The organism is Krasilnikovia sp. M28-CT-15, assembly GCF_047159595.1.
Classification (GTDB): Bacteria; Actinomycetota; Actinomycetes; order Mycobacteriales; family Micromonosporaceae; genus Actinoplanes.
Map to the genome: position 1 here is coordinate 4949676 of NZ_BAAGAK010000001.1, position 21511 is coordinate 4971186.

Genomic DNA, 21511 nt, shown 5'->3' on the forward strand with positions numbered 1-21511 from the left:
TCTCGGAGCTGCCGGGACCGTTCTGCGTGATGAGTCAAGTGTTGGCGCTGATGTCTTCCTTCGTGGTCGATCCGATCAGGATTGGCGATCTACGCCCTGCGCGACGCCCCGCTCAGCGCTCGGGGTGCGCGATCAGTGTCGTGCGTACTCGGGGTTCAACAGGGCTTCGACGGACAGGTTCGTGGTCAGCCAGGCGCTGGCAAGTGCCCGAGGGGGCCAGCAACCGCTCGGCGGGTGAGTTACCCTCCTTGATCACGATGAGCCTCATGAGAACCCTGCTGCTGGTCGCCACTGGAATCGTGCTCGCCCTGGCGGGCTGCACCTCCGAGTCGCCACGTCCCGATCACGTCGCTCCGCCGCCGTCCAGCGGGAGCACAACGGCTCGCCCGCGGACAACCGTATCGATGCCGCCAGTGACCCACCATTGGAAGAGCGACGGTCTCAGCTGTCCAAGGTTGACTAGCAAGCAGGCGCGCGCGATCGGGCTCAGCGGCACCGGCAAGTCCGTCCCGGCAAGCCAGGACTATCCGGATGACCTCAGATGCGTGTGGGAACCGATCGAGGGCCCGGTGACAAAAGTCGTTCTGAACATCACTGTGCCGGTCGAGCAGTCCGCGGCCGACAAGTTCTGGCAGAGCGAGCCCTACAACGGGGACTGGAATCACGGGGCTCAGCCGGTAAGCGGTGTCGGTGAGGCGGCGTTCATCGTGACGGCCTGGCACCAAGAGCCCTGGATCACTGCGCGCTCCGGCAACGCCACCCTAACGATCTCGCTTCACCGGAAGAAGTGGGAAGAAGGGCACGACCCGGAGATCGAAAAGCTGGCAGCCGTGCTGCCGTTCATGGCGCGAGACGCACTCGCGCATCTCGTGCCGGCGTGACGGTCACGAGCCAGAACGGGGGGCCGCCCATCGGGTTCTGGATCACCCGGTCCAGTCGCTCTCGCTGGGGCCGGTGCCCGACACCGCGGTGCTCGAGCTGGGCCCAGCCATCGGGCCTGCCATCTACCGGCCGTGTCGGTCGGTCCCGCCCCGAGCACGGACAGGGCACCCCCCACGCACGCACTCTGCACGGTGCGGTTCAGTGGCGGGCTCGCGCCGATGACCTGGACAGGGCTCCATGTTCTGCATCTGTTCCGCCCCGATCATGCCCACTCCGTGTGGTGGATGTTCGCCCCGGCTTCAGCCTGAACCGGTGGTACGTCAACCTCGAATCGCCTCCCACCGCCTGGTGCGACGGTGACCTCGCCGGCGTCGACACGTTCGACCACAGCCTTGGAAGTCCCGCCACCGGCACCTGGCCACCCTCGGCATCTACGTCCGGCTGGGTAAGGAGACCTCCGCCCGCATCACCGCCGAGAACGACGAACACCACCACCGACACCGACACCGACGCTGACCTCGCGTCCCGCGTACCGGGGATGACGGAAAACGGCGAAGTTGCTGCCCAGCAACTGGTCACTTGAGGCAGTCACCCAGGTGAGGGCCTAGATCACCGCTTTACCGATGCTCCTATGCGTCAAGTCCTGGGTTGGAAGCAGTCCCAGCAAGGGCCAGGGCCGCGCTAGACGGGCTGCTCAGCAGGGCTGTGAAGACCTCACGGGCGGGTTGCGTCCATGGAGGTGGTGTACGACGGGCCTGGTAGCGGGCGTGTCGTGAGATAGGAGACGGTCACCGCGGAGATCCTTTGAGACGGCTAAGTCATGATCAAAGGAGACCAACGCGATGACCGCACCTGAGAGTGTGAACCCTGCCGGGCTGTTGCGCGAGCAACTGGAGTCGGCGAGCCCGGATCTGCTCCGGGCGATGATAAAGACGTTCGCGGACGCGCTGATGAGCGCGGAGGCGGACGCGGCCTGCGGCGCCGAGTACGGCCAGCGCAGCCAGGCGCGGGTGAACTCCCGCAACGGCTACCGGCCGCGGGAGTGGGACACCCGGGCCGGCACGATCGAGCTGGCGATCCCGAAGCTGCGGTCGGGCTCCTACTTTCCCGACTGGTTGCTGACGCATCGGCGCCGCGCCGAGCAGGCCCTGGTCTCGGTGGTGGCCACCAGCTATCTGCTGGGGGTCTCGACGCGGCGGGTGGAGAAGCTGGTCGAACAGCTGGGCGTGCGGCAGCTGTCCAAGAGTCAGGTCAGTGAGATGGCCACGCATCTGGACGCGCAGGTCGAGGCGTTCCGTAACCGGCCACTGGACAGCGGCCACTACACCTTCGTCTGGCTGGACGCGCTGGTCATCAAGGTCCGCGAAGCCGGGCGGACGGTGAACGTGCACGCCCTGGTCGCCGTGGGCGTGAACGCCGACGGCGGCCGGGAAGTCCTCGGCCTGGACGTGTGCTCCGACGAAGACGGCGCCGGCTGGTTGGCGTTCCTCAGATCCCTGACGGCGCGGGGTCTGTCCGGGGTGCGGCTGGTCATCTCCGATGCCCATCGCGGCCTCGTAGGTGCGGTCGGTGCGGCGCTGCCCGGTGCGGCGTGGCAGCGGTGCCGCACCCACTACCTGCGCAACCTGCTGTCGAAGGTGCCCAAGAGCGCCCAGCCGTGGGTCGCCACCCTCGTTCGCACAGTCTTCGACCAGCCCGACGCCGACGCCGTCCGAGCCCAGTTCACCCGGGTGGTCGAGGCGATCGAGGCGAAGTTCCCCGCCGCGGCCGAGCACCTCGACGACGCCCGCGCGGACCTGCTCGCGTTCACCAGCTTCCCGCGCGAGATCTGGCGCCAGATCTGGTCCAACAACCCGCAAGAGCGGCTAAACAAGGAGATCCGCCGCCGCACCGACGTCGTGGGCATCTTCCCCAACCGGGCCGCGATCATCCGCCTCGTCGGTGCCGTGCTGGCCGAACAGACCGATGAATGGACCGAATCCCGCCGCTACATGGGACTGGAACTCCTGGGCAAAGCCCGCCTCACGCCCCTGGAAACCGAACCACCGGCAACGCCCGAAACCGACCCCACAGCCATCGCCGCATAAGATCGACCCGGATCTCCACGGTGATCGTCTTCTACACCACGCCCGTGGACGTGACCCACGGGCGAGGTAGCGCTTGAGGCAGCGGATGATCTCGCGTGCCCCAGCGCAGCCCGTGCGGAGGGCTCGTCGGGGTACCGCGTCTAGTAGGGCCGCCGCCGTTCGGGATCATGGCTGGATTTCGAGGGCGAGGCGTCGGGCGTAATGCGCTCTACGGGCGCGGGGGTTGGTGCTTGTCGCGTCCGCGCGAACCTTGTGGAGTCCGGACCCAGGTTGTGAATGATCTTGGGGCGTCCGGAATCACCTTGTGGGGGTGAACGACAGAAGCATCGACATGGCTCAGAATTCCTCGGCGTGATGGTTGACCCCTCCGAGATGAACCGGTGGCGGCGGTCCCGGCTCACGTCCGCTGCCAGAGTGCGGCCCAGGACATCGAGGAATGTCCCAGGTCGTACCCAGCCCGTCGGACGCCAGCCGCGATGGTTGGCGGGCATGGGTGAGGCGCTGCTGCGGCCGGTGCCGGGCGGGGTGAGTAGCGAACCGCTCGCGGGTTCGAGGTCAGCTACGTGGGCATCGACGGTGTCGACCATCGTGTCGCGTTGCGCGACGCCTAGCCCGTGCGGTTCGAGCGATGCCGCCCCGTGCGGCGGTTTCCCCAGTACGAGGGCCAGAAGCATCTTCCCGGCCGGGCTACGCCAGGCCACCTTCAGTGAGGACTTGCGACAACGTATCGATCGTGTCGGCCGCTTCAGCGGCATCGCCGGGATCCGTCCACCCCTCATGCCAAGGACGCCCTGGGCCAGCAACGAAGAGAAGCGCTTCGAGCGCTGCCGGCGCCAACTCCGGTGCAGGCCGAGGCGGACGGACGTCCGAGGCAAGATCCTCGTCAGCCAACTCTTCGCTGAATCCTTCGCCGCCGGGCAGACTTGCCGCGACCACCGCCGCGGCGGCAACGACCTGATCCGGGAAGAAGTCTCGCCAGAGCAGCTCAGGCTTGTCCTTGACGAACTTGAACATGTACTCCAGCGCTGCGGCGCGCCGCTCCGGGGCCCGTTCGGCCAGTTCTTCGAGGAAGTCCACGGCTCCATCGCTTGAGAACGCACCCGTCCCGAACGTTCCCATGCCCGCTTCCTTCCTCGATCCGACCCTGATCATCGCTGAAGCCGCAAGATCATTTCACTCTGCCCCGCGCTCGGGGGGAAAATCCGCAAGGTGAATCCGGACAACCAGTTTCACAGGCGTCCGGATCTACCTTGCGAGTCGCTGGTCAAGGCCCCAATCGCGCTATGGACGACGGCGTTCTTGGAGGTGAAGTGTTAGATCACCGCAGCTTTCGGGACACCCGCCGCGTCGGCCGGGGAGCGGGGTCAGGACTGGTGAGCACCGAGGTCCGACTTGCCACTGGGACGGGCACGACCCGCGATGTCGACCGTGGCGGTCAGCTTGGCGCAGCCGGCGTCGATAGCAGGGCTCCCGGGACGTAGCCGGAAGTCACCGGCGGCCGGGTTGACGAACTTCGGGTCGCCGCCGAGCAGGTTGCAGTCGGCGACGACCTTCTCGCTGCCCTTCGCCCGGCCGGGGGTACCGGAGATGCTGAGCGGCTTGTGGCCGGGAGCGGACACGGAGATGTTGTCGAAGAACCTCACGTTGTTCGCCCGAGTAGCGTTCAGGTCCCGGTCGCCGATTTCCGGACTGACCGAGTTGTGGTAGACGGTGTTGTGCACGACGTCGACGTTGTCGCTGGAGAAGACGTGCACGCCACCACCGCCGTTGCGGAAGGCCACGTTGTTCTCCACCAGGGTCCGGCCCCGGTACGGCGCGACGATGCGATCCTTGATCTGGCTGTTGCGGTTGTCGTCGACGATGATGCCGTTTCCGTCGGTGATCTGCGGCTTCGGACCGGAGTCGAGCCACGGGATGAAGTTGCGGTTCCCGCTGACGGTGTTCCCGCGGATGATCGTCTTGTAACCGGTGTTGGCGTCGACGTCCCGGCTGTGCAGCGTCGAGATGCCGCTGGTGCCGTACACGGTCCAGTGCGAGGTGCCCGTGACGGTGTTGCCCTCGATCGTCACGTAGTCGGCTTCCTTGGTGGCGATGCCGGCGCCCGGCACATCGCGAACGACGTTGTTGCGGATCGTGACGTGGTGCGGGATCTGGTCCGGCTTTCCGGTCGGCGCGACGACGTAGATGCCGTTGCCATTGGTGATCGGGTTGGTCCGATTGTTCTTCTGTGTCTGTGCAAACGCCAGGGTGATCTCCTTCGCGTTGCCCTGCAGGGTCAGGCCCTGCACCACGACATAGGAGGTCGAGACCTGGACGCCGCTCCAGTTCTTCACGTTGAGCACGGGCTTGTGTCCCGGGTAGGCGGCGATGGTCACCGGCTTGGCTGCGGTGCCGCCCTTCTTCACGGTCAGCAGGTTGGAGTTGGTGTTGCCGTTGCTGTAGCTGCCCTTCATGACCAGCACCGTGTCTCCGGGCCGGGCCAGGTCGGCGGCCTTCTGCAGGGTCCGCACGGCTTGGGCGGCAGAGGTGCCGGAATGTTGGTCGTTGCCGGTTCCGGACACGTACAGATAGCGGCCGGTGGTCGGCGGCATTGGGTCGCGTACCGGCTTCGGCGCGGTGGGCTCGCCGGCCGGTCGCGATGGTGCGGGTTTCGGTGAGGTCGGCTTGGCCGGGGCCGACCCGCCACCGTCGGTGATGGTCAGGGTGACCCGCAGCGGCGTCCCGGCGCGGCCCTTGCCGTTCTTCTTGCTGTACGGAGTAATGGTGATGTGGTACTTACCGGGCTTCGGCTTCCACGGATAGATGTCGCCCTTGGTGGAGTCGCCGGCCAGCACGTACGGGGCCAGGTTCTCCACCTGGGTCTTTCTGCCTTCGACGGAGAACCGGACGCTGCCGCCCTTGGCCGAGGGAAAGGCCTGCACACTCAACTCACGAGTGCCGATGGTGGCCAGATCGACGGTCTGCGCACCGGACAAGTTTCCGCGGCCAGCGACCCGCTTGTTGCCGGCTGCATCGATCAGCACAGCTGAGCTGATCGTGGGCCGGCCGTCAGCGGATGCCACCGCCACTCCGGCCACACCGGCGGCGATCACCGTCGCCCCCATGACCGACGCCAGCACCAGTCGTCGGGGTCCACTCCGCTGAGGGGGTGAAGCCGACGTGGCCGCGCGATGTATCGGCACGATTTCCTCCGTGATGAAAAGGCGGCAGTCAGATTCGGAATAGCAGCAGTCCGGTGCGATCCGCTTCGGAAGGCTATACAGGGCGCGGCTTCGGCGTAAACCCGGCGCCCGATCCGTAAGACGCTCTTAAGCTTTTTCCGGCCGCGGCGGAAATCGTAGATAAATCGCTATCGGATTTCTGTAACAAGTCGCATCGACGGCGTACCGAGCTCGGAACCATGACCACCAGGAGTGACGACAGTACTGCGGGGCGGCGTCCATCCGTACTGTTACACATTTTCCGGAACCGTTCGCCGGCGCCCGCGCGGTGGCGCCCACGGATCTCCTTGCCCCGTCTGTTCCACGCGGTCTATCGTGCGCATCAGCACACGGCGCGACGGAATGGCGTCAGGATTCGATTGTCCCTCCGGACGGCACCGAATATCGGTCAGGATCGGCGCCGCGCGAGCGATGACCCGGGAGGTGGGCCTGCCGGCATGAGGAGGGCGGACGTCTCGATGAGCATCTCCGACACGGTGCCGACGGACGACATGGGCCGGAGCGCGGCCACCTACTTCGGCGGCGATGTGGCGGCGCTGGTGCACGCGGCCCAGGTCGGTGATCGTGCCGCTCTCGACCGGCTCCTCAGGATCGGCCTGCCGCTGGTCTACCAGGTGACAGCGACCGGACTGTCGCCGGCCGACGCGGACGATGTGACGCAGGAGACGATGCTGCGCGCGGTTTCCGGGCTTCGCCGACTGGACAAGCCGGAACGCTTCCGATCGTGGCTGCTGTCGATAGCGGTGCGCCAGACCCGCCGCCGCCTGGCCCGGGTGAGTGAGGACCGCCGGCGGTTCCTGGCCGGCGATCCGGACGTGTTGGGTGCTGACGTGGACGTGGCCGACCTCGGTCTTGATCACGTGGAGCTGAGCCGCCAGCGCCGGGAACTCAACGCCGCCGCGCAGTGGCTCGACGACGCCGACCAGGAACTTCTGAACCTGTGGTGGCTTACCCGGGCCGGTGACCTCAAGTCCGCCGAGCTCGGTCCGGCTCTGAAGATCTCGGACACCCACGCCCGGGTGCGGCTGCACCGCCTACGCAGTCGATTGGACAGCGCCCGGCGGATCGAACGTGCCGTCAGCGCGGCCCGCCGGGGCGCCGGCTGCAACGATGTCGTGGCGCTGCTGCGGGCCTGGCCGGGCAAACGGTCGCCGCTGTGGCGCAAACGGCTGGTCCGGCACGTCGACGGCTGTCCCGGGTGCGCGCCGTCGGCCGCCGGGCTGCTGCCACCGGAGAGGTTGCTGGCCACCGTGCCACTCATTGCCGTACCGCCGATGCTGTTGCCCCAAATTGGCGTCCAGCCGGTGGCGGCCGGGCTGGCGGGTGCCACCGTGGACGGCATACGGCACGCCGTTCAGGCCCTGCTCGCAAAGCCCGCGGCCGCCGCGGCGGCAGCCGTCGCCTTGGGCGGTGGGGCTGCGATTCTTGCCGTACACCAGGCCGACGACCGCCCGAGCCCGCGTACGGCGCTCGTCGCCCCGCCTTCCGCGGTCACCTCGCCCCCGCCGGTGACGCCGACACCCGCATCCCCGGCGCCGCCACGACCCGCGGCTCCCGCCGCGCGCGGCGGGGTGGGCGCCGGAATCGGCGGCCCGACCTGGTCCGCCGGACAGACCGCTCCGCTGCAGGGCGGACGGTACCTTTACGTGGCACCGTCCGGTAGCGATGACAACAGTGGGCTAACGCGAAACCGACCGTTGCGGACCCTGCAGCACGCTGCCGACAAGACCCGTCCCGGTGATACGGTCCTGATCGCCGACGGGCGGTACAGCGCCCCCGGCCGGCCGAACGTTCTCGGTATCAACCGGTCCGGCGAACCCGCCAAGTGGATCACGTTCGCAGCTGCGCCACACGCTCGTCCGGTGATCGAGGGCGGGGACGGGAACTGGCAGATTGTGCACGTCCATGCCGCGTACATCAGAGTCGTCGGGCTCACCGCGGTCGGTAACCGTGAGCGGCTGACCACCGAACAGCGCGACCGTGCCCAGCGCGGCGACCTCAAGGATCCCACCATCAACGGCAACTGCTACGCCGCCGACGAGCAGAAGTCCGCCGATCCACCCCATCGGCCCCACCACGTGCACTTCTGGGGGAACACCGCGACCGACTGCGCACTGAACGGCTTCTCCGCCGAGACGGCGGACCATGTGACCATGGAGTTCAACGAGGCCGCCCGCAACTCCTGGTATTCCGGTTACGCGGGAAGCTGCTTCTCGATGCACCACAGCTGGAACTCCGACGACGGCACCGGCTACAAAATGATTATGCGGGGCAACGTGGCCCACGACTGCCGGCAGGTCGTGCCGAGCGCGATCACCGGTACCGACAGATCGACCAACGGCAACGGATTCAGCATCCAGGTGAACCGCAACGAGAACCTGCGCGGCGCCCCGCTCTTCCAGGACAGGTATCGCGGCCGGATCCTGGTCTCCGACAACGTCGCCTACGGCAACGGCGGTCACGGCATCATCGTGTACGACAGCGACAACGTCGACGTCACCCACAACACCTTCTACCGCAATGCCGCGACACCGCACATGTCCGGCGAGATCGTCCTCAGGAAGGCCGAGCGAGTTATCTCCGCCAACAACATCGCCGTGGCCCTGCCCGGCAAGGTCGCCGCCGAGGTGAGCTCCACCGCCGGCACCGGCCTGGCAAACAATCTTTTCCTCGGCGCCCAGAACCTGCCGGACGGGATCGCCCATGACACCGTCACCGGTCAACCGTCATTCGTCGATCCCGCTGCCGGCGACTTCCACCTGAACGCCGACAGCCCCGCGGTTGACGCCGGCGCACCGACCTCCGGCAACACCACGGACATCGAGCGGCTTCCGCGCGACAGCCGCCCTGATCTCGGCGCCTACGAACGTCGATGAGGAACAAATCCGGGTCACGCGGCGACCGCCGATCGCAGCGGTAGCACTGTCGCACGGCCAACCTGCACTGACCGGATCCGCCTGCCGGATCCGACCGCCGCCGGCGGATGATGCCGGCCAGGCCGCGTTCGCGCCTTGTCCAAGATCAGCGCCGGAACGATCTTTCTGGGGCCTCGGTGACCCGCAGCCACGTCTTTCGGAGCCCGGCGATATCGACTTCGAGAACATGGGCTACCACGACCGCGGATAGCACTGGAACACCCTGTACAGGCTGACCGGGGCACCGGCCAATTTCATGTTCCCGACTCTGGACCCCGACCCACCCGGCAGCTGGCCGAAGCCGTACCGCTCGGTCACGCGTCCGAGCAGCGCCACCGCCGTGATGGTCAGCGGCACCGCCACCGCCAGCAGCCGCCAGGTCGACGCCCACCGATGCCACCCGAACGGCCGGTCGATCTTCAGTCCCGCGCCCATCAACGCGACGATCACGCAGATTTCGGTTAAGTGTTCGGTGAGCTGCGGATGCCGTAGCGGATTCTGATCGGGCAGGCCAGCGGCAGGGCGAAGACACCCCAGTCTCAGCGCCAGGAACGCGATCGGCAACGACAGCGGCCGGCGTTCCAAGACACGGGACAGCACGCCGGCGATGCCCAGAACCATGCCGGCGCGGCCGACGAAGTTCCCGTGCCACCTCAGCGGTGGCCGGGCCGCCCGGCGCCGTCGTTGCCGCAGTAGTACACGCGCAGCCGGTAGCCGCCCGGCTCCACCGACCAGGCGACGTCGCCGACCGCGACAACGTCCGGCCGTCCAGCGAGCCACGTCGTGGCCTGGCCGAAGACCTCGGCCGGGGTGCCGCCGGTGAACGAGAGGAAACGCACCCAGTCCTCGCGCCCGCCGTCCGGCGGGGCGGGAGACCGGTCAGGTCCCGGCGGCTGCGGCGCGACCGGCTCTGGGCCCGTCACCACCGCCGTGGACCCGACGGGGGCCCCGCCGAGCAGCCCCTGTACGAACCAGTCATTGATGGTTTCGTCGTATTCGACGCTCCAGTCGCTGACCGGCCCGACGTCCGCGGCGATCGCGTTCTTGGCATTGTCGAGCGCCGCGTCGAGCGTCGCGACCTCGAGGTCAGCCCCTTGTACTCCACTAGGTACGTCATCCGTGTCCTCCCACCGGCCCTGGGAGGGCCGCCGGTGGCTACTACCCGTCAGTGGAGATCTGTATGCCGGGCGCACATGGTGCTCGCCGGCCGCGAGCTGGCAGACCTCATGGCCGCCGAACCCGGCCTTGCCGTCAACCCCTGGGGCCGAATTCGGGCTGCCGGTCAACCCCAGTGGTGTGCGCTGCCTGCGCAGTGGGGGCCGTTCCGGAATCGGGCCGGCCCGGGTGGGTGGGTCACGGTTTGGTGAGCAGGCAGCCGGAGACGGTTAGGTCGATGGCCTGGCTGGAGTTTAGGCAGGTGGTGAACCAGTAGGTCTGCTGGCCGTAATTGCGTCCCTTGAGGACGGTGACCTCGCCGTTCGGGCTGACCTCACACGGGTTGTTCAGCGTGCAGCGCTCGCCGTCCTCGTTGCCGGTGTTGTTGATACCGATCAACTCGCCGGTGCTCGTGCTGACGATCGGCGATCCGGACGTGCCGCCGATCGTGTCGCAACCCGCGTCGTAGCGGACCGAGTCCTTCCACGTCCAAATGTCCTCACGCAGTGTGGTCACGAAACCGTCGATGCTGCAGGTCCAGACCCTCTTCCAGTAGCCGGACGGGATCGCGATCGAGCTGCCGGCGGCCGGGTGTGCGGCCGAGATGGTCAGCGGGGTGGCCCCGTACGACGAGGCCAGCGCCGCGAAGGTGGTGTTCAGCCGGTAGAGGGTGACGTCGTTGCCGGTCATCGTCGCGTACAGCACCCGGTTCGCCTGGACCCGTGCCACTGAGCCGCCGGAGCTGTTGAGCAGCGTGCCGGTGCGAGTGCTGGCGACGTTCTGGATGACCCTGCCTGCGGGGATGAAGCCGCCCTCGTAGCAGTGTCCGTTGGTGAGCATCATGGCGCTGTCGGTGCTGACCGAGGTGGGGAATCGGACGAGCGAGGCCGAACAGTTGCTCAGCGCGATGGTGTTGGCCAGGGTCACCGCGACGGCGGTGGGGGCAGGTGCGGCTGCCTGGGCCGGAGCAGCCGGTCCGGTCAGGATGCTGGCGGTGGCCGCCAGCGTGGCGACGCCGAGTGCTGATGCCCGTCGGAAGCGCATGATGGTTCCCCTCACAGCGAGGCGGCAGCCCGGATAGGACCTGCCGCACAGGTGGCGGCGGGGCATGACGGGTCTACGGCACGCCTACGCCGGTAGTTCTGGCGTAGGCACCGTCCCATTAGCATTCACAGTCGTCAATATCTTGAACTGCTACTGATGCCATTATTATGGAACCCGGAACGTCCAGATCTGCCCGCGCTGGTTGAGTGCCGATGCCTGGGCCATGTTGGAGTCCGGCAGGGGGCCGACCGCAGCAAACCGACCAACGCCGGCCGCTACTTCCTCAAGGGAGGACGCCGGCAGAGCGCCAACAACCAGCTCGAACAGGCCGTCGTGGGTCTGCTCCCGGCGGCCTGCCCTTCGCGCTGCTGATGAACTCCCAAGTCGGTCCGGGCACACCGTTGCTGATCGACATCGTCGTCAACCTCATCGAGGCGCACATCGTCGTGGCGCAAGAACAGGCCCGCCCACCCGCCGGCCTGTGCCGGGTGTACCGCCGGCTCAGCGGTCACTCGCTGAGCTAGGCAGCGTCTCTCGGATCATGGTTTGGTCCACAGCAGGATCCCGGCCAGGGTGAGTGCGGCCTGGTAGTGCACGGCGAGTTGTCGGTGCGCATGGCCAGGCCGGATCGAGAACTGCCAGATCGAGGTGTTCCCGGACGACCTCTACCCGCCACAGCCCGTCCGGGGTCTGCATCGCGGCCTCGATCAGCACCTCCACCGGTCGCACGGTACGCCGCCCGGCAAGGCCCTGACCAGGGGAAACGCCATGCGGCCCAGGGTTCAGCGGCCCTTCGGGTCACGGGGCGTGCGCTGTTGCCCGGGCCATCCGGTCGCCGGCCGGCCGCCTGCCGGCCGGGCGGCTGCCGGGCGACCCGCGCCGCGGCTGGTCGTCGCCGCAATGGCACTGTCGGCCTTCTCCCCGGCGGCGGCCACGGCGTCCTTGGTCGAGACAGGGAAGCCCTGCGCGGCCAGCTCGGCAGCCCGCGCCTCGTGCGTGACAGCCCGGTCCGCGTGCAGGTCCGCCTGCTCCCGCGCCCGCTCCGCCTCGACCTGCTCCACGCCTGACTGCTCGACGGCGCCCCGCTCCGGTCCGGCCTGCTCGGCCTGCCGCTGCGCGGCCCGCTCATCCCGCTCCCCCGCTCGTTGCCCCTCCGCGGCGGCCCGTGCGCCGCCCGCCCCGTCGGCGGCCCGGGCGGCCGTCTCCTCCAGACGCTCCTCAATGGACCGGAACGCGAACGCGGCCGGGGTATGCGCCCGGTCCACAAACCCCGGCACCCCGTGCAGCAGCATCTGCACATCCTGGCCCGCATCCTCCAGTTGCGCCAACTGGTACGCCAACGCGCCCCACGCCTGGCACCCGATCACCCGGTCCGCGCGGTCCCCACGCCACACCGCCCGCACATGCGCCTCGGCCCGCGCCTCCCGCGCCCGCCGATCCAGCCCGGCCCCGGACCCCGGACCCGCTGCCTGCTCGCCCGGGGTGCTCTCGCGGGCTCGCCCTCGATGACCGGCCCCTCACCGGGCGTCGCCTCTCCGGCCTCCCGGGCCTGCGGGCCGGACCTGCCCGCGGCGGCCCGCCCAGCCGCGGCCTGATCGAGCGCGTCCGACAGCCACGCCACATCCTCCGGGCTCGGCGTCGCCTGCCCCGCCGGGTCGACGTGCACCCCACGCTCGGCCAGCCGGTCCACCACGACCTGCCGCGCGGCCGCAGCCCGCGGGTCGACGTGCTGCCACGTCGACGCGGCCCGCCACACCCGGCCGATGTCCTCCGCACCGGCCTCACGCCACCACTGCGGACGCATCGCCGCCCGCCAAATCGCCGCGTCGGCCTGCTGGAACAGCCGGACCTGTTCGCGGACCTGCCGCTCCCGGTCCCGTTCCTGCTGCACCGCACGGCGCAGCGCCGCGATCCGCAGCTCAATCAGCGACTCCGCAAGCTGCGTCCCCGAGGTGAGGATCGCGGTGATCGCGCCGCGGGCCCGCGCCCACACCTCGTCCAGCCCGCCTCCGTGTGCGCTGGTCATCGCCTGCCCCTCCCCGTCATCGGGCGTCGCGGTCGGTCTCACGCCGCGGCGCGGGCACCGGCGACCCGGCAGGCCGCACCGTACCGCGACCCGGCGACACTCTTCCTCCCGTTACCGGGCCTTCGGCCAGCGGCGCGGCACCTGCTGCGCCTGCTGCAACAGCGGCATCATCCGCTCCGCGGCCACCCGCGCCGCCCCCGCCGCGTGCAGCTCCTGCTGCGCGGCCCGCAACTCGCCAAGCACCACGATCAGCCGCGCCGCAGCCACCACCAACGCCACCACCACCGACGCCTCACCGCCGTACCGTCCACCAGCATCGCGTCCGCGATTCGCCCCAGCTCCCGCGCCACCGCACTGTCCACCGGGGCCGGATCCGCCCGCCGCGGCGCCGCCCGTCGCACGCGTCCTGCGCCCGGCGCCATCACCCCAGTACGGCGGGACCCGCACCGACCGCACCGGTCCGTCTGGGATCGCAGCCCATGAACCCACCGGTGACTCTGCGGACCGCCACAGCCAAGTCCGGATCTTCGTGCGCGCGACCTGCCCGGAACACCGATCGCGGCCAAGCATCCGGTAGCACGCATGGGACGCCGGCCTAGGCAACGGTGGTAGTCGCGGCTGCTGGCGCCGCCGACCAGGCAATACCCATACCACCGACACAGACAGAAGGCCCACGCGCTAGCCCGGCGGCATACGACCGTCACGGCAACGCGACCAGGTTACTGATCAACCTGGTTGCCGACCGCGTAAGTGGGGGGTTTTCGGGGGGCGGTTCAATACACCATAGATAAACATCAGGCTCTGACCGGCTTTTCTGCTGGTCAGAGCCTGAGCGTTGTCGGGCTGACAGGATTTGAACCTGCGACCCCTTGACCCCCAGGCAAACAAGAGGGTCGGCTGACGTGCCCCAACGTTTGACCCGACCTGCAAGGACAGTCCACCGCCGTCCACCGAAGTCCGCCGTCGCCAGCGGCGATTGTCACCCAGTTAGTCACCCAAGTCGGTGCTCCACGACCAACCACCTTCGATCTTGGCGACATCCGCCAGAGGGATCTTGGCGACGAGGAAATTGACTGTCGCCCCGTTCAGGGAGGAGCCGAGAACGTGAACCTCTTGCCGCTCCGCGAGACTCACGTGGGCCAACAGGGAGAAGATCGCGAAGCCGTCCGCTTCGGTGAAGCCATCGGCGGCCAGCAGCATCACGCCACCTGACTTGAGAGTCACGTGCCACTGGCTAGGCGGCCCGGAAGCAAACTCCACGATCAACAGGGTACCGAGAAGTCCCGGCGCGACCCCTCGCTTGTAGGTCCTGGGCGACACGTCCGGCGCCGTCCGTACGCGGCTGTGACCTCGGAGAGTCGTCCGGTACTGCGTCGGCCTGGTCGTGATCATCTTGGCCGGTTGCTGTCAAGCTTGCTCTGGTCAGCACAGCTCGTTGTCCAGGAACTCCTGGACTGGCGCGAAGATCGGATACGGGACGTAGGTCGAAAGGTCGGCCCGGTTGCACCAGGCGACCGCCGCAACCTCTTCCTCGTTCGCAGCGATCGTTGTCCCGCCCTCGATGGCGCAGCGGATGTAATGCATCGTCCTGCCCGTGTCAGGGTGGACTCGTTCACCCAAGCTGCCAACAGCGGTCACGGCGAGACCCGTTTCCTCGCGAGCCTCGCGGACTGCTGCTTCGCATGCTGACTCGTCGGGCTCGATCTTCCCAGCGGGAAACTGCCAAGACAGCCGGCCCTCCTGAACGCGACGCCGGATCAGTAAGACTCGTCGGCGATCCACGATGACGGCCGCGGCGACCGGTAATTGGCCATCCTTCGTCGGCACCCTCATCCGGCCAGCCTTCCATTGGCTCCGCCGACCCCCACACTGCCAGGGGGCACTCGGCCAAGATTGCTGAACTGCGACGCGCTGACCAGCGCGAACGTAGGTCAACTTTCCGTGATTCCCCGCGACTCCCCTTCAGCGACCGGCCCATCTGGCACGGATCTGGCACGCCGTCTGCGTGCCCGAGTCACTCGTCCGGCTCCAACAGCGGGCGCCTGTGAGCACTCATCCACGCCTCCACGTCCTGGGCGAGCCAGACCTTGCCCTGGGCCAAGTCAGCGATGGGCTTCGGGAAGTCGCCTCGGATGGTGATCTGGTAGGTCCGTTGTCGGCTGACTCCGCCGAGCCGGACCCGGATTTCTTCGGCCCCCATGAGATGAAGTCGCATGCCTACCATGCACACGACAATAGGCACTCGACCACCTCATGCCAAGAGGGCGGCTGGCGGACGCATCGGTGCGAAGGGCTAGATTCGCGGCAGATTCCAGTACGCTACCGGCTTGCCGCCACCCTCAAACTGGATCTTCCCGCTGTTCTGGGCACCGACGGGACAATCGAAGAAGATCTTCCCCTTCGCTTTCTGCCCAGAGTAGATCTCAGTGGGTTCGAGCGCGTCATCGGCGGTCGTAAAGAACTCCGCGTTGAAGACCGTACCGTCCCCGGCAACCAGTTTGAAGTCTTCGGGCCCGGGGGTGTAACTGGACCCGGTTTGCTTGACCTGGATGATCACGTCGATAGAATAGTACTGGCCCTTCTTGGGCTGGTCGAACATGTTAGCCGAGACCCATTTGCCGACTCCGGTCACGGTGACATTGACTTCGGCCTGACCCAAGTATCCCGCAGGAACTCCAGACACAGTTTGGCCGCTAGCGACTGTCAGTACGCCATTCTCACGTTGCCGAATTCCGGGTGCCGATGCTCCCGGCGCAGCATTCCCATACACCGAAGGGTGGCCGCCATTCTTACTACGTGATGCGCCAACCAAGAGGGCGCTACAACCGACGCAACTAACGAGTATCAGGACGAGAAATCCGCCGAGTACACCGAGAACGACCTTGGTGGAGGTTGCCATTCCCTGGCGCGGGGGTGGTGGAATCGGCTGGAGGAATTGGGCGCCGTTGTATGGCGGGGGGTACGTCACGCCGCGTTACCTCCATCGCTCCGCTGCCCACTTCTTCGCGAGCATGAGCATCGATCGAGTGCAGAATCTCTTCGGGGGTCCCCAGGTAGATCGGTCGGCAATGAGCAGACATGAGTGTGCGGGCTGCGGTATGGCAGACGCGACAGGTGGTTTCTCACTCGAGCCCCGGGGCAGTCCAGCTGGCCGCTCCGCCTCGATCTCCGGCAGGCAGTCGGGCGCATCTAACGCTAAGAGGCGGTGACGGGTGTGGCGGCGCGCGACCTGATGAGGGCAGGCCACCGGCCTGCCCTCTGACCACCTGCCCGAGGGACGCAGAGGCTCCGAGGTCAAGGGCGGCCGCCAGGCCGTCGCTTGCGACGCGAAGCGCCCTTGAGCTCGGAGGGGCGGCCCGGACACAATGCGCGCCGCCGCGCACGGCACCGACGACCGCAACTCGCCCGACGGCCGGGTACAGCAGCTCGGCCGCGGCCCGAATCTGCATCCCACGCCAGCCGACGGGCGTTGGCATGGGCTGCCGGCCATCCCCGGCCGGCGGCCCATGACGCCCTGAGCGGCGGCGTTGGCGGCCCGTTTCGGGCCGCATTTAAGACGTACAGAAAGTTTGAACCGATCGGCGTGGCACGGCGTGTCTTGTCTCATGACCCGGGCGACAGATTGGTATCAGGACCTGGGCGACACTCCGCCGAGTGTTGGTGGAGATCAGCGTGGTGGAACAGCGGTACCAGGCCGTCCTGGAGGTGCGGGCCGGATCGACGGTCACGGACGTGGCGGATCGCTTCGGCGTGTGCCGGCAGACGGTGCACGAGTGGTTGGCCAGGTATCGCGACGGTGGTCTGGCCGGGTTGGCGGACCGCTCCAGCCGACCTGTCACGTCACCGGGTCAGACCGCGCCCGAGGTCGAGGCGTTGATCTGTGAGCTGCGCCGGAACCATCCGCGGTGGGGTGCCCGCCGGATCCTGTTCGAACTCGACCGGATGGGTTGTCCCGGTCCGATCCCGTCGCGGATCACGGTGCACCGGATTCTGGTCCGCCACGGCCTGGTCGATGAACGGCCCCGCCGTCGCCGCCGCGAGGACTATGTGCGGTGGGAACGCGAGCGGCCGATGGAACTGTGGCAGATGGACATCGTCGGCGGCGTGATCCTCGCTGACGGGCGAGAGGCCAAGGTCGTGACCGGGGTGGACGACCATTCCCGGTTCTGCGTGATCGCCGCGGTGGTGCCCAAGGCAACCGGCCGGGCCGTCTGCCTGGCGCTGGTCGCCGCCCTGCGCAACTACGGCGTCCCGGACGAGCTGCTCACGGACATTCAACGGCAAGCAGTTCACCGCCCGGTTCAACGCCGGTGGTGGGGAGGTGATGTTCGACCGGATCTGCCGGGAGAACGGCATCACCCACCGGCTCACCAAACCGCGTAGCCCGACGACCACGGGCAAGGTGGAGCGGTTCCACCAGAGCCTGCGGCGAGAGCTGCTCGACGACCATCCGCCGTTCACGTCGATCACCGATGCGCAGGCTGCGATCGACGCGTTCCGCCACGAGTACAACACCGACCGGCCGCACCAATCCCTGGACATGGCGTTCCCTGCCGACCGGTTCCGGCCCGAGCACGGCAACGGCATCCCGCTGAAGCTGCCACCGTCGCTGGCCGCAACCCTCGACGAGACCACCGCACCGCCCCGTGCCGCCCCGCCCCGGCCCCGGGTAGCTGCGCCCACCGGCCTGGCCGTGGAGGTCGTCCGGACGGTGCCCGCCTCCGGCAACCTCAGCCTGCGCGGGCAGCAGTTCTGGCTCGGCCCGGTCCACGCCGGCCGGGAGGCCACGGTGTGGGCGGACACCACCGTCGTTCACCTGCTCCGCGATGGGGTACGCCTCAAGAGCGTCCCGTCCCGATTCAGCCCGGCCAACCTGCAGCAGCTGCTGGCCGACGGTGCCCGCACGGCCGGGCCACCACCCATCCCGGCGCCCGCCTCTGCGGGAGTTGCCGTCGAGGTCGAGCGCACCGTCAACGCCTGCGGCCAGATCAGTGTCGCGGGACGCCAGCACCCGGTCGGCTACCACCTCGCCGGGCGCCGGGTCACCGTCCGCCTCGACCACCGGGTGCTGCACCTGCTCGACACCGACCGCACCCTGCTACGCAGCCTGCCGAACCCCCTCACCCCCGCCCAGGTCGCCCGGATCCCCAACGCCCGCCCCGGCGGCCCCGCCCCGACGCCCGCGGCCGGGCCGCTGCGCGTGGACCGCAAGGTCAGCTCCCGCGGCAGCGTCTGCATCGCCCGGCAGAAGATCCAAGTCGGCATCGGCCACGCCGGACACACGGTCACCGTCGAGGAAGCCGACACCACCTTCCGCGTCTACCTCGGCGAGCAACTGCTCACCGAGGTCGTCCGCACCACCACCCACACGATCGCCCGGTTCAAAGCACGCAAACCCGAACTCCCGCGGCGGGCAACACCCGCTCAGGCGAAATCGGAGTAGGCCAGATGAGCTCCGCATCGGCGACAGCGGAACAGGTATGCGGTGGGCTGGCCGTCCTTGCTCAACGACTGCACATACCCTTCGACCTGCTCGGCGGACCAGCCGCCGTAACCGCGAACCTCCAGCCGCACGCACTCCAGGGCATCCGGAAAAGAGGCCAACTCATCCGCGCCGACCGGTCCGTGGAACTCTGCCGCGTCGCCGCAATGATGCAACCACCGCTCTTGCTGCCAGCCGGTGAACCCCGGCGTGCGCTGCAGAACTTCCTCGGTCACCTCCGCGGCAACATCGTCAGGAACCCGCCATTCGACATCGGTGAACTGGGCGTCGAACAACGACGCCGCCTGCCCGTCGCCGACACACCAGGGGCACAGCCGACGGTCCAGCTCCTCGACCGCGTAGACCGGCCCCACGTAGGTGAAAGGCCGCTGTCGACCACAGCAAACGCACACGACCTCCGCGGCTACGACCGAACCCGTCGAGACCGGATCCGGGTGATAGCGAAACAGCGGAAGAGGTTCACGATCGGCTTGCATCCGTCGATCGTAGGGCCGCCTCAGATCCTGGCGCGTCGAAAGCAGGCTACGCTCACGGCAAAGATCCTCTAGCCGGATGTGTCGCCCACGTCCCGAGACGGATCCGTCGCCAACGTCATGAGACTCGGCACGGCGTGGCACGGCGTTGTCGTGTCCCGGCTGGCGCTCTACACCTACGTCCCACCTGATGCCTGACCTGATCACAGCGACTTGGCCTGAACGGCTGGGGTTACAAGGAACCGCGGTACGGCCTACTAGCCGCCGCGAAGATGGGTTCATGACTCCGACTGCGGATGACTACAGATGGCTGTTCGAGGACGACAACGGCGGCTTCCTCGCCGAAAGCTACTGCGCGACGCTGGTTCGCCAGATGACGCGAGCGGACGTGCTCCTGCGGCTCGGCGCGACATTCGTGCAGCAGGCCACCTTCGGTCAGGTCGTCGACCCCGTAGACCTCGACGACGAAGAAGGACGCTCCTATATCGCCGTCGCCCAGATTGCAGGCAGTGCGCTCATCCTGGAACAGTTCAGCATGGTCGGATATGACCACCGCGTTTCCCTCTCGCAAGGCACCACGTTGGCCACCCACTTCAACACCGTCAACGCCGACACCGGGTTCGCCTATCTTCACGACGGTAAGGTCCTGCTCGACTTCGAGCCGTTTTACGGCGACTTCCGCGATGCCGAGGACGCCGAACTTGCCGAAGCGTTGCGGGAGTCAGGCTTCGTCGGTGACCCGGGAGGCGAGTGGACCGATCACTACGTCGAAGCCGCATTCGCCTTGGCGAGTCGCCTGGTCGGCCCGGACCTCTCACGGGAGGCCCTGGAAGGCGCCACATACGTCTACGCCAGCGTGCCAGAACGGTGACCGGCAGGACCGCTCGCCGTTGCTGGTAACGGACCCAGAACGCTAGAGCGCCGCAGATCGTATAGGCGGCCCGCCGTCGCCTGATCGTCCGACGGTTTACGAACTCAGCTTGTCTCCGCGCTGTACGGTCCACGCATGGCATGGAACTACGGTGATACCGTCTTGTACCGGTACGGGCGACAGGGACGCGCGGGATTCGTACGCGTTGGAAGGGTCATTGCTGACAACGCGGACGGGCTCGCGTTGTGGATTGCTTCTGGAAGTCCGCAAGTCGAGTCCGTTCTGGCCGACGGACGAGGTCTACGGGATCTGCCAATCGCCGAGCGTCTGCACCTGCCACGGGTTCGCAAGATTGCCACCTGGCGGGGTCCGGGAATCGTGAAGTACGCCCCAGCCGACGGTGATTGGTCATTGTGGTGGTTCTTCGATGACAACGGTCAGTTCGAGGGCTGGTATGTGAACCTAGAGTCCCCACGTGTCCGCTGGGAGCGTGGCGGCATACGTGGGATCGATACAGCGGATCGCGCCCTCGACGTGTGGATCACACCAGACCGCGTCGGGCGGTGGAAGGACGAAGACGAGTTCGCAGCTCTGACGGGCCTGCCCGGCCGGTGGACCGCTGAGCAAGCTCCTGAAATCCGAGCGACGGGTGAGCGCCTTATGTCGCTTGCGGCGCAGGGGGCGTTCCCGTTTGACGGTCGCTGGACCGACTATCAGCCGGATTCGGCCTGGTCGACGGCAGCCTTGCCGCCTGATTGGGATCAGCCTCACCAGGCTGCGCCGTGATCGAGTCCGCTGTCGATGGGGCAGCGTGCGTCGCGGTGCCGACCGGAGAGCGTCTGCTCCGGTAGCAGATTCACGCGGGGGCCAAGCCTTCTTGTAGGTACACCGCCCGTGCGCTCTTGTGGGCGCGCAACGCCTCGCGGATCCGCCTGCTCAGTCGGGGGATCGTGAGGTCCTGAAGTCTTTCCATGTCGACGAATGACCATTCCCTAGCCTCACCGTCAACGAAGCGGATGGCGTCGAGTTGTTCCGGCGACAGACGGCCACCCTCGAAGATGAAGAGCACCTTGTCGCCCTCGTCGGGATGCGGTGCCCAGTCCACGGCTAGCAACTCGGTGACCCGGATGTCCAACCCGATCTCCTCGCGCACCTCCCTCATGCAGGCGTCCAGAGGGCTTTCACCTCCCTCGACGTAACCGCCGGGAATGTCCCAGTAAGCCTTGTAGGTCGGGCGCAGCATCAACACCCGGTCCTGGTCGTCGACGAAAAGCGCGCCCGCCGCGACCCTCGGAGTCGCGAACGGACGCGCATTCACTGGTGGCTGGATCACA

Annotated in this window: 20 protein-coding genes and 1 pseudogene; 7 read left to right on the forward strand and 14 right to left on the reverse strand. The window is 67.7% G+C overall.

The genetic code is table 11. From position 1 onward, the window contains the following. Positions 1-266: 266 nt before the first annotated feature. Positions 267-881: a hypothetical protein gene (locus ACMCNO_RS22615; RefSeq protein WP_412751464.1), complete on the forward strand. Its 615-nt coding sequence runs from the start codon at positions 267-269 to the stop codon at positions 879-881. A gap of 843 nt (positions 882-1724) precedes the next feature. Beyond that, positions 1725-2969 (forward strand): IS256 family transposase, encoded by a 1245-nt coding sequence (locus tag ACMCNO_RS22620; protein WP_412751203.1) that lies wholly within the window; start codon positions 1725-1727, stop codon positions 2967-2969. A gap of 687 nt (positions 2970-3656) precedes the next feature. Here ACMCNO_RS22620 and ACMCNO_RS22625 read toward each other — a convergent pair. After that, positions 3657-4088, reverse strand: a complete 432-nt coding sequence (locus tag ACMCNO_RS22625; RefSeq protein WP_412751465.1) for a DUF4259 domain-containing protein — start codon at positions 4086-4088, stop codon at positions 3657-3659. A gap of 245 nt (positions 4089-4333) precedes the next feature. Continuing rightward, positions 4334-6073 carry a right-handed parallel beta-helix repeat-containing protein gene (locus tag ACMCNO_RS22630; RefSeq protein WP_412751466.1) on the reverse strand — a complete coding sequence of 580 codons (1740 nt, stop codon included), beginning with the start codon at positions 6071-6073 and terminating at the stop codon, positions 4334-4336. Between the two features lie 575 nt (positions 6074-6648). Between ACMCNO_RS22630 and ACMCNO_RS22635 the strand changes: the two genes are divergently transcribed. After that, positions 6649-9066, forward strand: a complete 2418-nt coding sequence (locus tag ACMCNO_RS22635) for a sigma-70 family RNA polymerase sigma factor (protein WP_412751467.1) — start codon at positions 6649-6651, stop codon at positions 9064-9066. Positions 9067-9297: 231 nt separating this feature from the next. Here ACMCNO_RS22635 and ACMCNO_RS22640 read toward each other — a convergent pair whose 3' ends face one another. The 3 genes from ACMCNO_RS22640 to ACMCNO_RS22650 all read right to left on the reverse strand — a co-directional run bounded on the left by ACMCNO_RS22640 (position 9298) and on the right by ACMCNO_RS22650 (position 11304). Then, the gene (locus tag ACMCNO_RS22640) at positions 9298-9726 is read right to left on the reverse strand and encodes a hypothetical protein (protein ID WP_412751468.1); all 429 of its coding nucleotides are present in this window, start codon (positions 9724-9726) and stop codon (positions 9298-9300) included. 32 nt (positions 9727-9758) lie between these two features. Then, the gene (locus ACMCNO_RS22645) at positions 9759-10391 is read right to left on the reverse strand and encodes a hypothetical protein (protein ID WP_412751469.1); all 633 of its coding nucleotides are present in this window, start codon (positions 10389-10391) and stop codon (positions 9759-9761) included. A gap of 67 nt (positions 10392-10458) precedes the next feature. Further along, positions 10459-11304, reverse strand: coding sequence for a S1 family peptidase (locus ACMCNO_RS22650; protein WP_412751470.1), 846 nt, complete (start codon positions 11302-11304; stop codon positions 10459-10461). Between the two features lie 371 nt (positions 11305-11675). On the opposite strand from ACMCNO_RS22650, the gene ACMCNO_RS22655 reads away from it, so the two are divergent. Next, on the forward strand, positions 11676-11828 hold the full coding sequence (locus ACMCNO_RS22655) for a hypothetical protein (RefSeq protein WP_412751471.1): 153 nt from the start codon (positions 11676-11678) through the stop codon (positions 11826-11828). Positions 11829-12086: 258 nt separating this feature from the next. Here the strand turns inward: ACMCNO_RS22655 and ACMCNO_RS22660 are convergent, their stop codons facing one another. From ACMCNO_RS22660 to ACMCNO_RS22690, 7 genes are all read right to left on the reverse strand, one after another. Continuing rightward, a complete protein-coding gene (locus ACMCNO_RS22660) occupies positions 12087-12698 on the reverse strand; it encodes a hypothetical protein (protein WP_412751472.1) in 612 nt (203 codons plus the stop codon). Beyond that, positions 12668-13330 (reverse strand): hypothetical protein, encoded by a 663-nt coding sequence (locus ACMCNO_RS22665; protein ID WP_412751473.1) that lies wholly within the window; start codon positions 13328-13330, stop codon positions 12668-12670. Before ACMCNO_RS22665 ends, ACMCNO_RS22660 begins: the two co-directional genes overlap by 31 nt. Before the next feature lie 111 nt (positions 13331-13441). Beyond that, positions 13442-13615: a hypothetical protein gene (locus tag ACMCNO_RS22670; protein ID WP_412751474.1), complete on the reverse strand. Its 174-nt coding sequence runs from the start codon at positions 13613-13615 to the stop codon at positions 13442-13444. 702 nt (positions 13616-14317) lie between these two features. Continuing rightward, complete coding sequence (locus ACMCNO_RS22675) at positions 14318-14590, reverse strand: hypothetical protein (protein WP_412751475.1); 273 nt, start codon at positions 14588-14590, stop codon at positions 14318-14320. Between the two features lie 162 nt (positions 14591-14752). Beyond that, positions 14753-15163 (reverse strand): NUDIX hydrolase, encoded by a 411-nt coding sequence (locus ACMCNO_RS22680; protein ID WP_412751476.1) that lies wholly within the window; start codon positions 15161-15163, stop codon positions 14753-14755. A gap of 181 nt (positions 15164-15344) precedes the next feature. After that, a complete protein-coding gene (locus tag ACMCNO_RS22685) occupies positions 15345-15530 on the reverse strand; it encodes a DNA-binding protein (RefSeq protein WP_412751477.1) in 186 nt (61 codons plus the stop codon). A gap of 93 nt (positions 15531-15623) precedes the next feature. Next, positions 15624-16229, reverse strand: a complete 606-nt coding sequence (locus ACMCNO_RS22690) for a DUF4352 domain-containing protein (RefSeq protein WP_412753774.1) — start codon at positions 16227-16229, stop codon at positions 15624-15626. Positions 16230-16996: 767 nt separating this feature from the next. On the opposite strand from ACMCNO_RS22690, the pseudogene ACMCNO_RS22695 reads away from it, so the two are divergent. Next, a pseudogene (locus tag ACMCNO_RS22695) lies at positions 16997-18773 on the forward strand (IS481 family transposase). Here the strand turns inward: ACMCNO_RS22695 and ACMCNO_RS22700 are convergent. After that, positions 18755-19309: a CbrC family protein gene (locus ACMCNO_RS22700; protein WP_412751478.1), complete on the reverse strand. Its 555-nt coding sequence runs from the start codon at positions 19307-19309 to the stop codon at positions 18755-18757. The pseudogene ACMCNO_RS22695 and the gene ACMCNO_RS22700 overlap by 19 nt on opposite strands. A gap of 277 nt (positions 19310-19586) precedes the next feature. Here ACMCNO_RS22700 and ACMCNO_RS22705 point away from each other — a divergent pair, with 277 nt between their 5' ends. Both ACMCNO_RS22705 and ACMCNO_RS22710 read left to right on the forward strand, forming a co-directional pair. Further along, on the forward strand, positions 19587-20177 hold the full coding sequence (locus ACMCNO_RS22705) for a DUF6461 domain-containing protein (protein WP_412751479.1): 591 nt from the start codon (positions 19587-19589) through the stop codon (positions 20175-20177). 135 nt (positions 20178-20312) lie between these two features. Beyond that, a complete protein-coding gene (locus tag ACMCNO_RS22710) occupies positions 20313-20963 on the forward strand; it encodes a DUF402 domain-containing protein (protein ID WP_412751480.1) in 651 nt (216 codons plus the stop codon). Between the two features lie 70 nt (positions 20964-21033). On the opposite strand, the gene ACMCNO_RS22715 is transcribed toward ACMCNO_RS22710, so the two are convergent. Continuing rightward, the gene (locus tag ACMCNO_RS22715; protein ID WP_412751481.1) at positions 21034-21510 is read right to left on the reverse strand and encodes an NUDIX domain-containing protein; all 477 of its coding nucleotides are present in this window, start codon (positions 21508-21510) and stop codon (positions 21034-21036) included. Position 21511 lies beyond the last annotated feature (1 nt).

Coding starts and splice junctions, on each gene's coding strand:
- ACMCNO_RS22615 (WP_412751464.1), top strand. CDS start 267: ATGAGAACCCTGCTGCTGGTCGCCACTGGAATCGTGCTCGCCCTGGCG.
- ACMCNO_RS22620 (WP_412751203.1), top strand. CDS start 1,725: ATGACCGCACCTGAGAGTGTGAACCCTGCCGGGCTGTTGCGCGAGCAA.
- ACMCNO_RS22625 (WP_412751465.1), bottom strand. CDS start 4,088: ATGGGAACGTTCGGGACGGGTGCGTTCTCAAGCGATGGAGCCGTGGAC.
- ACMCNO_RS22630 (WP_412751466.1), bottom strand. CDS start 6,073: ATGGGGGCGACGGTGATCGCCGCCGGTGTGGCCGGAGTGGCGGTGGCA.
- ACMCNO_RS22635 (WP_412751467.1), top strand. CDS start 6,649: ATGAGCATCTCCGACACGGTGCCGACGGACGACATGGGCCGGAGCGCG.
- ACMCNO_RS22640 (WP_412751468.1), bottom strand. CDS start 9,726: ATGGTTCTGGGCATCGCCGGCGTGCTGTCCCGTGTCTTGGAACGCCGG.
- ACMCNO_RS22650 (WP_412751470.1), bottom strand. CDS start 11,304: ATGCGCTTCCGACGGGCATCAGCACTCGGCGTCGCCACGCTGGCGGCC.
- ACMCNO_RS22655 (WP_412751471.1), top strand. CDS start 11,676: ATGAACTCCCAAGTCGGTCCGGGCACACCGTTGCTGATCGACATCGTC.
- ACMCNO_RS22665 (WP_412751473.1), bottom strand. CDS start 13,330: ATGACCAGCGCACACGGAGGCGGGCTGGACGAGGTGTGGGCGCGGGCC.
- ACMCNO_RS22680 (WP_412751476.1), bottom strand. CDS start 15,163: ATGAGGGTGCCGACGAAGGATGGCCAATTACCGGTCGCCGCGGCCGTC.
- ACMCNO_RS22685 (WP_412751477.1), bottom strand. CDS start 15,530: ATGGGGGCCGAAGAAATCCGGGTCCGGCTCGGCGGAGTCAGCCGACAA.
- ACMCNO_RS22690 (WP_412753774.1), bottom strand. CDS start 16,229: ATGGCAACCTCCACCAAGGTCGTTCTCGGTGTACTCGGCGGATTTCTC.
- ACMCNO_RS22700 (WP_412751478.1), bottom strand. CDS start 19,309: ATGCAAGCCGATCGTGAACCTCTTCCGCTGTTTCGCTATCACCCGGAT.
- ACMCNO_RS22705 (WP_412751479.1), top strand. CDS start 19,587: ATGACTCCGACTGCGGATGACTACAGATGGCTGTTCGAGGACGACAAC.
- ACMCNO_RS22710 (WP_412751480.1), top strand. CDS start 20,313: ATGGCATGGAACTACGGTGATACCGTCTTGTACCGGTACGGGCGACAG.